The sequence below is a fragment of the Georgenia sp. G2120 genome, from assembly GCF_055326485.1.
This window is the reverse complement of record NZ_JBUZNL010000007.1, coordinates 1-13726: the sequence shown is the minus strand read 5'-3', so window position 1 is coordinate 13726 and position 13726 is coordinate 1. Positions and strand designations below refer to the sequence as shown.

The following is a 13726-nucleotide window of genomic DNA, read 5'->3' as shown; positions in this document are numbered from 1 at the left end:
GTGATAGGTCCCCCGACCCAGGAGCACACGTGACCCCATCCGACCGGGCGCACCCCCGCACGCTGGTCATCGTCCCCACCTACAACGAGCTCGAGTCCCTGCCCGGCGCGGTGCGCCGGGTCCGGGAGGCGGCTCCCTGGGTCGACGTGCTCGTGGCGGACGACAACAGCCCCGACGGCACGGGCGAACTCGCCGACGAGCTGGCCGCGGCGGACGACCAGGTCCGGGTGCTGCACCGCCCGGGCAAGGAGGGGCTGGGCCGTGCGTACGTCGCCGGCTTCGGGTACGCGCTCGAGCGGGGCTACGAGCTGATCGTCGAGATGGACGCCGACGGGTCGCACCGCGCGGTCGACCTCCCGGCGCTCCTCGAGCGCGCCGAGGCCTCGGACGCGCCGGACCTCGTCATCGGCTCGCGCTGGGTGCCCGGCGGCGAGGTCGCGAACTGGCCCCGCAGTCGCGAGCTCATCTCGCGCACCGGCAACACCTACGTGCGCCTCGTCCTCGGGATGTCGGTCGGGGACGCCACCGCTGGCTTCCGCGTCTTCCGGGCGAGCACGCTGCGCGCGCTCCCGCTGGACGAGGTGGAGTCCGCCGGCTACTGCTTCCAGGTCGACATGACGTGGCGGGTGCACCGCGCGGGCATGCGCATCGTCGAGGTGCCGATCGTCTTCGTCGAGCGCGAGGAGGGCGTGTCGAAGATGACCGGGGGGATCGTCCGGGAGGCGCTGTGGCGGACCACCACCTGGGGCGCCCGGCATCGCGCGCAGCAGGTGCGTGGCCTCGTGGGTCGGCTCCGGCGGCGCTGACCGGCACGCACGCCCGACGGACGGAACCACCGCCCGGCAGGTGGGACCGGTCGCGGGTCCTGGCAGCACGTCCACCAGCCCCACCGACCGCAGGCCTCTGGTTCAGGTCACGCGCACGACTCGGCAGGCACGCGCACCACTCACCCGGCACGTCCGCCCCCACGGGTCCGGACGTCGCCTGGATCACACAGAAGATCGACCAGCAGGGGAACAACGGACGTCCACCCGGTGTTTCCGAGATCAGCAGGAGGTGGATCCGCACCCCGCGACCGGCGTCGCGACGGGGCGGAGGACCACCGGCACGGCGGACAGCAGCCGTGGCCCCACAGTAAGGAGAGAGACCATGGCGGACCGAGCACTGCGTGGCATGAAGATCGGCGCCTACTCGATGGAGTCCGAGGACGGTGTCGACTTCGCCGAGCGCCAGCGCGTCACCTACGACTGCGTCGACGGCCACACCTACACCGTCCCGTTCTCGATGGAGGCCGAGATCCCGGCCCTCTGGGACTGCCCGACCTGCGGCAAGGAGTCCCTGCGCCGGGACACCGAGCGCCCCGAGCCGGTCAAGCCGGCCCGCAAGGTGCGGACCCACTGGGACATGCTCCTCGAGCGTCGTTCCGTCGAGGAGCTCGAGGTGCTGCTCGACGAGCGGCTCGAGCTCCTGCGCAGCGGCCAGCTGCGTCGTCGCAGCGCCTGAGCCCATGCGGCGGCACACCGGTCGCCGCCACACGTCACCCCGCGGCCCCGGTCGTCCCACGGACGACCGGGGCCGCGAGCCGTCCGGTGCCGCCGGTCGTTCCGGCGACACAGGTCCTTCGGGCGCCAGCGGTCCTTCCGGCGCCACTGTTCCGGTCCTGCGTTCACCGGTCGCGGACCGAATCTGTCACCGTCCGCCCCTAGCGTGGCCGCGTGATCGTCCCGCGCCCCTCCAGCCTGCCGTCCGGGCCGGCAGCACATGCCGCCGCGCGACGAACGCCACGCGAATTCAGGTGGCCCCGCGCGTGGGCGGGCGCCCTATCGTGAGCCCGCCTCGCACAGGGCCGGCCCTCGACGGAGTTCGTCGTCGGGCAGGTCCCTCGCCGCCTGAGTGCCCGTCCCTCGTCGTCGTCCCCCGCCCGAGCCGTCCGACGGCCCCGGCCCGTCCCTGACCGAAAGCTGCCTCCATGCTCTGGAAGATCGTCCGGACCTACGGTCGCCCGTACGGCGGGCTCGTCGCCGCGGTGCTCGTTCTCCAGCTCGTCGCCACCCTCGCGACGCTCTACCTGCCCAGCCTCAACGCCGACATCATCGACCACGGCATCGCCGCGGGGGACACGGACTACATCTGGCGGGTGGGCGGCCTCATGCTCGGGGTCGCGCTCGTCCAGCTCGTGACCGCCGTGGCCTCCGTCTGGTTCGGCGCGCGGATGGCGATGGCGCTCGGCCGGGACGTCCGGCGCGCGGTCTACACCCGCGTCGACCACTTCTCCGCCGAGGAGATGGGCCGGTTCGGCGCCCCGACGCTCATCACCCGCGGGACCAACGACGTCCAGCAGGTCCAGATGGTCGTCCTCATGGCGCTCAACTTCATGGTGATGGTGCCGATCATGTCGATCGGCGGGATCGTCATGGCCATCCAGGAGGACCCCGGGCTGTCCTGGCTCGTGTGGGTCTCGGTGCCGATCCTGCTGATCGTCGTCGGGATCCTCGTCCGTCTCCTCATGCCGCTCTTCGAGCGCATGCAGGGCAACATCGACGACGTCAACGGCGTCATGCGCGAGCAGATCATGGGCATCCGGGTCGTCCGCGCCTTCGTCCGCGAGCGGCACGAGACGCAGCGCTTCACGGACGCCAACGCCACGCTCACCGCGACGTCCGTGTCCATCGGCCGGCTGTTCGTCCTCATGGGCCCGCTCATCACGATCGTGCTCCACCTCGCCACGGCGGCGGTCCTGTGGTTCGGGGGCATCCGGGTCGACGACGGGCTCGTCCAGGTCGGGGCGCTCACGGCGTTCATGCAGTACCTGCTCCAGATCCTCATGGCCGTGATGATGGGGACCTTCATGTTCATGATGTTCCCGCGCGCGGTCATCAGCGCCCGCCGGATCGGGGAGGTGCTGGAGACCACCGGATCGGTCGTCGAGCCGGCCGAGCCGACGGTCCCGGTCGACCCCGACGGCACCGTCGAGCTCCGTGACGTCACGTTCGCCTACCCGGGGGCGGACGCCCCTGTCGTCGACGGCGTCTCGTTCACGGCCCGCGCCGGCACGACGACGGCGATCATCGGCTCCACCGGCTCCGGCAAGTCCACGCTCGTGCACCTCGTGCCGCGGCTCTACGACCCGACGTCGGGCGAGGTTCTCGTCGACGGCGTCCCCGCGGCGTCGATGTCGCGGGCGGAGCTCACCCGCGCGGTCGGGCTCGTGCCACAGAAGCCGTACCTCTTCTCCGGCACGATCGCGGAGAACCTCCGGTTCGGGAAGCCCGACGCCACCGACGACGAGCTGTGGGCGGCCCTCGAGACCGCCCAGGCCGCGGAGTTCGTCCGCGAGCGCACGACGGGTGAGGGGGAGAGCGCGGTCACGGGGCTCGAGTCCTCCGTCTCGCAGGGCGGCACGAACGTCTCCGGCGGCCAGCGCCAGCGGTTGTGCATCGCGCGGGCGCTCGTTGCGCGGCCGCGGGTCTACCTCTTCGACGACTCGTTCTCCGCGCTCGACGTGACGACCGACGCCCGCCTGCGCGCGGCCCTCGCGGACTACACGCGCGGGGCGACCTCGATCATCGTCGCCCAGCGCATCTCGACCATCACGGACGCCGACCAGATCCTCGTCATGGACGAGGGCCGGGTCGTCGCCCGCGGGACCCACGACGAGCTGCTCGAGACCTCGGAGACCTACCGGGAGATCGTCGACTCGCAGATCAGTGCGGAGGAGCTCGTATGAGCGCCGAGAACGAGCTCACCGAGGCGGAGATCGCCGAGCTCCAGGACAGTGTCGGGGCGGGCGAGTGGGGCGAGGGCTCCGCGCCCCGCAAGGCGAAGAACTTCTGGCCCTCGCTCGGCCGTCTCGTCGCCACCCTCGGCGGCCACCGGCTCGGCGTCGTCGCCGTGCTCCTCACCGGGGCGGTCTCGACCGTCCTCACGGTGTGGGCGCCGACGATCCTCGGCGACGCGATGGACGTCATCTTCGACGGCGTGCTCGCGGGCACGGGGGTCGACTTCACCGCGCTCGGCCGGCTGCTCGTCATCGTGCTCGGGATGTACGCGGTGGCCTCCGTGTTCGACTGGCTCCAGGGCTTCCTGCTCAACGAGATCGTCATGAAGGTCGTCTTCCGGCTCCGCGAGGACATCGAGGCCAAGGTCAACCGGCTGCCGCTCAGCTACTTCGACACCCACCAGCGCGGCGACCTGCTGTCCCGCACCACCAACGACGTCGACAACGTCCAGGCCGCCATGCAGCAGGCGTTCGCCTCGCTGTTCTACGCGCTGATGACGATCATCGGCATCACGATCATGATGTTCGTCCTGTCGTGGCAGCTCGCACTCATCGCGCTCACCGCGCTGCCGATCGCGGGGATCGTCGTCGGGATCGTCGGCTCGCGCTCGCAGAAGCTGTTCGCCGACCAGTGGCGGCACACGGGCCGCGTCAACGGCCACATCGAGGAGTCCTTCACGGGCCACGACCTCGTCACGGTCTTCGGCCGGCAGGAGTCGATGCGGGAGCGGTTCGACGAGCGCAACTCCGACCTGTTCGACGCCTCGTTCAAGGCCCAGTTCTACTCCGGTGTCATCATGCCGGTCATGCAGTGGGTGACGTACCTCGGGTACGTCGGCATCGCGGTCGTCGGCGGTCTGCGGGTCGCGAACGGCCAGATGTCGCTCGGCCAGGTCACGGCGTTCATCCAGTACTCGCGGGAGTTCAACGCGCCGCTGGGGGAGATGGCCGGCATGGCGAACATGCTCATCTCCGGCGTCGCGTCCGCGGAGCGGATCTTCGAGCTGCTCGACGCCGACGAGCAGGACCCCGACCTCGCCGAGCAGGCCGCGGCCGGACGGATCGACGCCGACGGGCTCCGGCCCGGTGCGCTCGTGCAGCCGGTGCGCGGGCACGTCGAGTTCGAGCGCGTCGCGTTCTCCTACACGGCGGACCAGCCGCTCATCACCGACCTGTCGCTCACGGCCGAGCCGGGGCGGACCGTCGCGATCGTCGGCCCGACGGGCGCGGGGAAGACCACGCTCGTCAACCTCGTCATGCGGTTCTACGAGATCGACGCCGGTCGGATCCTCCTCGACGGCGTGGACACCCGGACCCTCGAGCGCAGCGTGCTGCGCAGCCAGGTCGGGATGGTGCTCCAGGACGCCGTCCTGTTCGGCGGCACGATCCGGGACAACATCCGGTACGGACGCCTCGACGCCACCGACGACGAGGTGGTCGCGGCCGCCCAGGCCACCTACGTCGACCGCTTCGTCCACACGCTCCCGGACGGCTACGACACGGTGGTCGAGGACGAGGGGGCGAACATCTCGGCCGGCGAGCGGCAGCTCATCACCATCGCCCGCGCGTTCCTCGCCGACCCGCCGATCCTCATCCTCGACGAGGCGACCTCATCGGTCGACACGCGAACCGAGGTGCTCGTCCAGGAGGCGATGGGGGCGCTCCGTACCGACCGGACCTCGTTCGTCATCGCCCACCGGCTCTCGACGATCAGGGACGCAGACACGATCCTCGTGATGGAGCACGGCGACATCGTCGAGCAGGGCGACCACGCCACGCTGCTCGAGGCCGGAGGCGCCTACCAGCGCCTCTACCTCTCGCAGTTCTCCGAGGGGATCGACCCCGACGCCGACGACGCCGTGCTCGAGCCCGCGGCGGGTCCGGCGTCGAGTGCCCCGGCACCCGAGAGCGCGGACGACGCCGGGCAGGGCGCCGCCGGCTGACCGTGACCCGCGCCCGGTGAGCCGGCTCCGATCGCGCACGGTGGGCGAACCGCGACGCCCGCACCGCGCGCCGGCCCCGATACGCGCACTGCCGGCCGACGACGAGGCGGCCCCGTCGTCGGCCCGCGCGTGTAGCGTGAGCCGCCGCCGCGGCGGCGGACCGCGTCCCGACCTGGAACGACCGACGGAGGACAGGCATGGCCACCACGGCGAGCAGCACGAGCAGGACGACCGGCCGCGCGGGCGACGGACACCCCGCCGACCGGCACGACCTCATCCGCGTGCGCGGGGCCAGGGTCAACAACCTTAAGGACGTCTCGCTCGAGATCCCCAAGCGGCGCCTCACCGTCTTCACCGGGGTGTCGGGATCGGGCAAGAGCTCGCTCGTCTTCGACACGATCGCCGCGGAGTCCCAGCGGATGATCAACGAGACCTACCCCGCGTTCGTCCAGGGCTTCATGCCGAGTCTCGACCGCCCCGAGGTCGACGCGCTGGACGGTCTGACGACCGCGATCGTCGTCGGCCAGGAGCGGCTGGCCGCCAACATCCGCTCCACGCTCGGCACCGTGAGTGACGTCAACGCCGTGCTGCGGATCCTCTTCAGCCGGTTCGCCACGCCGCACATCGGCTCGCCGCAGGCGTACTCGTTCAACGTGCCCTCGGCCACGGGGTCCGGCGCGCTGACGGTCGACAAGGGCGATCGGACCACGGCGCAGAAGGCCACGTTCACGATCGTCGGCGGGATGTGCCCGCACTGCGAGGGCACGGGATCGGTCTCCGACATCGACCTCGCCGCGGTCGTCGACGAGGAGCTCTCGTTCTCCGACGGCGCGGTGCTCGTGCCCGGCTACAAGGCCGACGGGTGGTACGCCAAGCTCGTCGGCGCCGTCATCCCGCTCGACGTCCCGGTCAAGGACCTGACGAAGAAGCAGCGGCACGACCTGCTCTACGCCGAGTCCCGGAAGATCAAGGCCGAGGGCATGAACATCACGTACGAGGGCCTGATCCCGAAGATCGAGAAGTCGATCCTCTCGAAGGATCGCGACTCGCTGCAGCCGCACCTGCGCCGTTTCGTCGACCAGGCCGTCACCTTCGGCACCTGCCCGGAGTGCGGCGGCACCCGGCTCGCCGAGGGCGCCCGGACCTCGACGATCGACGGCACCTCGATCGCCGACGCATGCGCGATGCAGATCTCGGACCTCGCCGCGTGGGTCGACGGCCTCGACCTGCCCGGCGCCGGGCCTCTGCTCGAGGGGCTGCGGGAGACGCTCGCGGCCTTCGTCGAGATCGGGCTCGGCTACCTCTCCCTCGACCGTCCCTCCGGGACGCTGTCCGGGGGAGAGGCGCAGCGGACGAAGATGATCCGCCACCTGGGCTCAGCGCTCACCGACGCCACCTACGTGTTCGACGAGCCGACGATCGGGCTGCACCCGCACGACATCCGGCAGATGAACGACCTCCTCGGACGGCTGCGGGACAAGGGCAACACGGTCCTCGTCGTCGAGCACAAGCCGGAGACCATCGCCGTGGCCGACCACGTCGTCGACATCGGCCCGCGTGCGGGATCCGCCGGGGGAGAGGTGGTCTTCGAGGGCACGGTGGAGGAGCTCCGGTCGTCCGGGACGCTGACCGGCCGGCACCTCGACGACCGCGCCCGGCTCAAGGACGCCGTCCGGGAGCCCACCGGGGTCCTCGAGATCCGCGGCGCGGACACGCACAACCTGCGCTCGGTCGACGTCGACGTGCCGCGCGGCGTGCTCGTAGCCGTGACCGGGGTCGCCGGCTCGGGCAAGAGCTCGCTCATCCACGGCGCGCTGACCGGACGCGACGGCGTCGTCGCCGTGGACCAGAGCCCCATCCGGGGCTCGCGCCGCTCGAACCCGGCCACCTTCACCGGGGCGCTCGAGCCGCTGCGGAAGGCGTTCGCCAAGGCGAACGGGGTCAAGCCGGCCCTGTTCAGCGCCAACTCGGAGGGCGCGTGCCCCGCCTGCAACGGCGCGGGACTCATCTTCACCGAGCTCGGCTTCATGGACACCGTGTCGACCGTCTGCGAGGAGTGCGGCGGTCGCCGCTACCGGCCCGAGGTCCTCGAGCACACCCTCGGCGGGCACTCGATCGCCGACGTCCTCGAGCTCCCGGTCACGGGCGCCCTCGAGCTCGTCTCGTCCGGCGAGGCCAAGGTGCCGGCCGCGGCGAAGATCCTCGACCGGCTCGTCAAGGTCGGACTCGGCTACCTCACGCTCGGGCAGCCGCTGTCGACGTTGTCGGGCGGCGAGCGGCAGCGCCTCAAGCTCGCGGTCCAGATGGGGGAGGCCGGGGACGTCTACATCCTCGACGAGCCGACGACCGGCCTCCACCTCGCCGACGTCGAGCAGATGCTCGACATGCTCGACGCGCTCGTGGACTCGGGCCGGTCGGTCATCGTCATCGAGCACCACCAGGCCGTGATGGCGCACGCCGACTGGATCATCGACCTCGGCCCCGGGGCCGGGCACGACGGTGGCCGAGTGGTCTTCGAGGGGACGCCGGCCGAGCTCGTGGCCGGCCGGTCGACCGTGACGGGGGAACACCTCGCCGAGTACGTGGGGGCGTAAGAGGCATCCGATGCGAACGGTCGACGAGCTGGTGGACGTCGACGACCCGGCCTGGCCGGTCGTGCAGGGAATGGTCGCGGCCGCCCCGTGGCCGGTCCGGGTGCTCCCCGTCGAGCCCGTCCGAGGGCGCGAGGTGCTGTGCCGGATGCAGGTGACCGCTCGATCCGTCCTCGGTGCGCTGGCCCTGGAGTGCGGCGGAGTCGTGGCCGACCGGGGGTGGTTCCGACTGTACGGCGGCGGTGCCGCGGGGCTCCCGGACCTGGCGACGATCAACGGCCGAGGCGATCTCACGGGCGACCGGCAGGTACCGGGTGGACTGCTCGTCGGGCACGACGTCCTCGGCGGACGATTCGCCGTCGACCGGGGCGGGCTCGGCGCCGACCCCGGAGAGGTCTGCTACTACTCGCCCGCCACGTCGAGCTGGGAGCCGTTGGGCGGCGGGCACGCTGCCTTCGTGGAGTCGGTGCTCTCCGGTGCGGCGGGGGACGCGTTCGCCGACCTCCGATGGCAGGGGTGGGAGGCGGAGGTGGAGCAGCTCCACCCTGTCGACGGCATCCTCGTCTACCCCTGGCTCTCGACCACCGAGGGGCGGCACATCGGCGCGGCGAGCCGGTCCACCGTGCCGATCACGGAGCTCTTCGACCTGTACTGAGCGGACCCGCCGGGACCGCTACATCTCCTCGTGCGTCTCCGGGTCCCCGCCGAAGAGGCGGCCGTCGGCCACCCCGAGGGCGGAGATCTCGTCCACCTCGACGGCGGTAAGGGTGAACCCCTCCACGTCGAGGTTGGCTCGCTGCCGATCGGCGTGGGTCGACTTCGGGATCGGCATGATGCCGCGCTCGAGGTGCCAGCGCAGGATGACCTGGGCAGGGGTGACGCCGTGCGCGCGGGCCGCCGCCGCGACCGGCTCGGACTCGTACGGAGCGGACGCCTTCCCCAGCGGGCTCCACGCCTGCGTGAGCACACCGAGCTCGCGGTGCACCTCGAGCATCCGGCGTTGGGGGAGCAGCGGGTGGCACTCGATCTGGTTGAGGACCGGGGCCACACCGGTCGCGGCGACGATCTCGCGCAGGTGGGCCTCGGTGTAGTTGCTCGTGCCGACATGGGCGACCAGTCCGCGTTCACGGCACTCGAGCAGTGCCTCGTATGCCTCGACGTACCGGCCGACCGACGGGTTGGGCCAGTGCACGAGCATGACGTCGGCGTGGTCGACACCCAGTCGCTCGAGCGAGCCCTCGACTGCGGCGATCGCCTTCGCGCGCTCGTGGGCGCGGCCGGGGATCTTGCTGGCCACGAGGACCTCGGTGCGAGGGACACCGCTGCGCACGAGCGCCTCGCCCACCTCGCTCTCGTTGCCGTAGTTGATGGCGGTGTCGACGTAGCGGTACCCGACATCGAGCGCCGAGGCGATCGCGGCGACGCCGTCCTCGCCGGCGATAGACGCGGTGCCGAGACCGACCGCGGGGAACGAGCTGCCGTCCGGGAGAGAGGACATGGCCACAACGCTACGGAGCGCCGCCATCCCGCGTGAGCCGGGCCCGGCCGTCGTGCCCCGCCTCCGGCCTGAAATGACGCTCGACTTATTTTCTAGTTGATCGAAACCCCTTGTGCTCGGCCTCACGCCCTGGTCTACTGCCCTTATCCGCGGACGACGGGCGACCCCGCCCGGACGGGGACCAGGTCCCCGGTCGGCCGCGGAGCCCGGGCGGCGCACGGCGAGGCAGCCGTCGCCACCGGGTTCGCGCGTCGCACCGAGGCGACGTGTCAGGTGTGCGATATCGGAGGGGAAATCGTGACCAGACGATCAACCGGCGGCCGTTGGCTGCCCCGAGCAGCGGGCGCCCTGCTCGCCGGCGTCCTCGTGGCGCCGCTGACGCTCAGTGCGGCCAGCGCTCATCCGGATCATCCACCGGCGGACGACGATCCATCGGTGCCGGCGCCGGCGCCGGACCAGGAGATGGATGTCGACTGGAACGACTACGAGCGCGTGCTGCTCTCGAAGGACACGGGCGAGCCGATCGACCTCGCCGTCCTGCCGGACTCGCGGGTCCTGCACACCGCACGCGACGGCGTGGTGCGGCTGACGGACCCGGACACGGGATCGACGCAGCAGATCGCCGAGCTCGACGTCTACATCAACTCCGAGGACGGGCTCCAGGGCATCTCGCTCGACCCGAACTTCGAGGAGAACCACCTCGTCTACATGGTCTACGCGCCGCGAGTGATGGACGGCGTCTCGCCGTCGGGCATCCCGTACCCCGAGACCACCCCCCAGGGCAGCGCGCCCGAGCAGGTCGAGGGCACCGACGCCCTCGAGGACTGGGACGAGTGGCTCGGTTACAACGTGCTGTCCCGGTTCGAGTTCGACCCGGAGACCGGCACACTCGACCTGGACTCCGAGGAGGAGATCATCCGGGTCGAGGCCCAGCGCGGGCAGTGCTGCCACGTCGGTGCGGACATGGCATGGGACGACGAGGGGAACCTCTTCCTCTCCACGGGTGACAACACCCCGGCCAGCACCCCGGGGGCGGACGGCTACGCGCCGAACAACAACGCCCCGGGAATGAACCCGGGCCTCGACTCGCGTCGCGGCGCCGGCAACACGAACGACCTTCGCGGCGCGATCCTCCGGATCGACCCGCTCGAGGAGATCGCCGACGGCGCGGAGCCCGGACCGGGCACCACGTACGAGATTCCCGCCGGCAACCTCTTCGACTCCGACGAGTACGACCCGGACCTCGTGCGCGAGGAGATCTACGCGATGGGTCTGCGCAACCCGTTCCGGATCGACTACGACCAGGAGACCGACACCCTCATCTGGGCCGACTACGGCCCCGACGCGGGTGCGGCCAACGCGGAGCGTGGACCGATGGGCTTCGTCGAGTGGCAGATGACCTCCGAGCCGGTCAACGGCGGCTGGCCCTACTGCCACGGCCCGAACGACGGTGGCGCCTACAACGAGTGGGACTTCGCCGCGTCGGCCCCCGGCGAGTTCTTCAACTGCGCCGAGGGTCCGGTCAACAACTCCACCTGGAACACCGGGCTCGAGCAGCTTCCCCCGGTGACCGAGCCGCAGATCTGGTACGGCGACAACCCGGGCGACCAGCCCGCGGAGTGGGACGCTCTCGTCACGCTCGGCGGCGGCGGCCAGGCCCCCATGGGTGGCCCGGTCTACCGCTACGACGAGTCGATCGCGGACCAGTCCCCGTTCCCGGAGATCTGGGACGGCATGCCGCTCATGGCGGAGTTCTCGCAGGACTACGTCGTCGCCTTCGGGGTCGACGAGCTGGGCTCGAACGGCTCGGTCACGGGCATCACGGACTTCCTCCCGAACGCTCACCTCGAGACCGCCAACCAGCCCATCTGGGACAACGTGATGGACATGGAGTTCGGGCCCGACGGCTCGCTCTACGTCCTCGACTACGGTGACGGCTTCTTCCGTCAGAACCCCGACGCGGGCCTGTACCGCGTGGACTACGCGCCCGACAACAAGACGCCGCAGGCGTACATCGACGCCGAGCCCGCCGCGAGCAGCGAGGCGCCGCTCGAGGTCAGCTTCGACGGTTCGCGCTCCCGCGACCCCGAGGGCACCGACCTCACGTACGACTGGGACTTCGACGGCGACGGTGAGTCAGACGCGCAGGGCGCCCAGGTCACGCACACCTTCGAGGAGCTCGGCCAGTACCACGTCACGCTGCGCGTGACCGACGCCGAGGGCAAGGTGGGTCTCGCCAACACCGTCATCACGGTCGGCAACACGCAGCCCGAGCTCGACCTCAGCGTGCCGGACGGCGCGATCTTCGACTGGGGCGACGACATCCCGCTGAACGTCACGGTGACGGACGTCGAGGACGGCGAGAACATCGACTGCAACCGGGTGAACTGGACCTTCGGTCTGGGCCACAACGAGCATGCCCACCCCGAGGTCAGCGGCCGCGGGTGCGACTTCACGATCGAGACCAACGAGAGTGCGGTCGAGCACGGCGAGGGCGAGAAGATCTACGGCACCCTCGTCGCCACCTACACGGACAACCCCCAGGGCGACGTCCCGTCGACGACGGGTGAGGCGACGCTCATCGTCAAGCCCGAGGTCCAGCAGGCCGAGTGGTTCGACGCCCAGTCCGGCACCGAGCGGGTCAACGACTCCGCCGCCGGGGCGGGTGCCTACATCACCTCGCTCGACGAGGGCGACCACATCGCCTTCACGCCGATCGCGTTCACGCACGCGGCGACGGGCGCGGCCATCGACACCGTCACCACGACGGCGTCCGGCGAGGGCACCCTCTCGCTGCGCTGGGACGACGTCGAGGCGGAGCCGTTCGCCGAGATCGCCGTCTCCGGCGAGGGCTGGCAGGAGATCGCCACGACCCTCGAGACGATCCCCGAGGGGTCCGGCACCGTCTACGTCACCTCCACCGGTGGCGTCGACGTCGACCAGCTCCACTTCACCGCCTCCGGCGGCGAGGAGCCCGAGCAGCCGGAGCCCCCGGTCTGCGAGGACCCGGACGCCGAGATCTCGGCCGACGACGAGTTCGACGGCACGGCCGTCGACACGTGCCGGTGGGAGATCATCGACTACGACCCGGAGCTCGCCCAGGTCTCCGACGGCGGCTACAACGTCACCACGACCGACACGGACTTCTACGGGACCGACAACTCGCCGGTGCCGAACATCCTGCGGTCGCGTGTCGTCACGGGTGACCAGTGGACGGTCGAGACGACGTTCAGCGCGGATCTCGCCAGCGCCTATCAGCAGGGCGGGATCATCGTCTACGGGGACGAGGACAACTACGTCAAGATCGACCCCGTCTACGCCACCAACGGCAGCGACACCCCGCTGCGGGTCGAGCTCCGCAGCGAGGTCGGCGGTGAGGTGCAGAACCCGCAGGACGACCTCACCGACCTGCCGCTGGCCGACCAGTACCACGTCCGCCTCACCCGGGACGGCGACACCTTCACGGGTGCCTACTCCACGGACGGCGAGAACTGGACCGACCTGCCCAGCGCGGTGACCAACGACCAGGTCGGCGACGCCGGCCCGGGTATCTACGCGCTCGGTGCACAGCAGGCCGAGCCGACCACGGTCACCTTCGACCGCTTCACCGTGGTCGGGGACGACCCCGAGCCGCCGGTGGTGGTGACTCCTGAGGACGTGGTGTTCACGGACGAGGACGGGACCGACGCGGACACCTTCACGGTTCCCGAGGTCGAGGGCGTGGAGTACCTGGTCGGCGACGAGGTCGTCGAGGCGGGCACGCACCCCGGTGAGGGCACCGTGACCGTGACGGCGCGCGCCGCCGACGGGTACGAGCTGGCCGAGGACGCCACCACCGAGTGGAGCCACACCTTCGACGACAGCACGACGCCGGACCCCGACCCCGAGCCGGTTCCCCCGACCCCGGGTCGTGGGT

Annotated in this window: 8 protein-coding genes; 7 read left to right on the top strand and 1 reads right to left on the bottom strand. The window is 71.0% G+C overall.

Annotation, left to right across the window (positions count from 1 at the left end; translation table 11 throughout):
* Window positions 1-29 precede the first annotated feature (29 nt).
* The 6 genes from ACZLMO_RS09285 to ACZLMO_RS09260 all read left to right on the top strand — a co-directional run bounded on the left by ACZLMO_RS09285 (window position 30) and on the right by ACZLMO_RS09260 (window position 8967).
* Window positions 30-806 (top strand): polyprenol monophosphomannose synthase, encoded by a 777-nt coding sequence (locus tag ACZLMO_RS09285; protein ID WP_463653563.1) that lies wholly within the window; start codon window positions 30-32, stop codon window positions 804-806.
* A 343-nt stretch (window positions 807-1149) separates the two neighbouring features.
* Window positions 1150-1503: an RNA polymerase-binding protein RbpA gene (locus ACZLMO_RS09280; protein WP_425713460.1), complete on the top strand. Its 354-nt coding sequence runs from the start codon at window positions 1150-1152 to the stop codon at window positions 1501-1503.
* Between the two features lie 466 nt (window positions 1504-1969).
* Window positions 1970-3727, top strand: a complete 1758-nt coding sequence (locus tag ACZLMO_RS09275) for an ABC transporter ATP-binding protein (protein WP_425713459.1) — start codon at window positions 1970-1972, stop codon at window positions 3725-3727.
* Window positions 3724-5721 (top strand): ABC transporter ATP-binding protein, encoded by a 1998-nt coding sequence (locus ACZLMO_RS09270; protein WP_463653562.1) that lies wholly within the window; start codon window positions 3724-3726, stop codon window positions 5719-5721. Before ACZLMO_RS09275 ends, ACZLMO_RS09270 begins: the two co-directional genes overlap by 4 nt.
* Window positions 5722-5918: 197 nt before the next feature.
* Window positions 5919-8315 carry an ATP-binding cassette domain-containing protein gene (locus tag ACZLMO_RS09265; RefSeq protein WP_463653561.1) on the top strand — a complete coding sequence of 799 codons (2397 nt, stop codon included), beginning with the start codon at window positions 5919-5921 and terminating at the stop codon, window positions 8313-8315.
* Between the two features lie 10 nt (window positions 8316-8325).
* Complete coding sequence (locus tag ACZLMO_RS09260; RefSeq protein ID WP_463653560.1) at window positions 8326-8967, top strand: DUF2625 family protein; 642 nt, start codon at window positions 8326-8328, stop codon at window positions 8965-8967.
* Window positions 8968-8985: 18 nt separating this feature from the next.
* On the opposite strand, the gene ACZLMO_RS09255 is transcribed toward ACZLMO_RS09260, so the two are convergent.
* Window positions 8986-9810: an aldo/keto reductase gene (locus ACZLMO_RS09255; protein ID WP_463653559.1), complete on the bottom strand. Its 825-nt coding sequence runs from the start codon at window positions 9808-9810 to the stop codon at window positions 8986-8988.
* Window positions 9811-10107: 297 nt separating this feature from the next.
* On the opposite strand from ACZLMO_RS09255, the gene ACZLMO_RS09250 reads away from it, so the two are divergent.
* Window positions 10108-13726: PQQ-dependent sugar dehydrogenase (locus ACZLMO_RS09250; protein ID WP_463653558.1), on the top strand; the 3619-nt coding region annotated here is incomplete at its 3' end.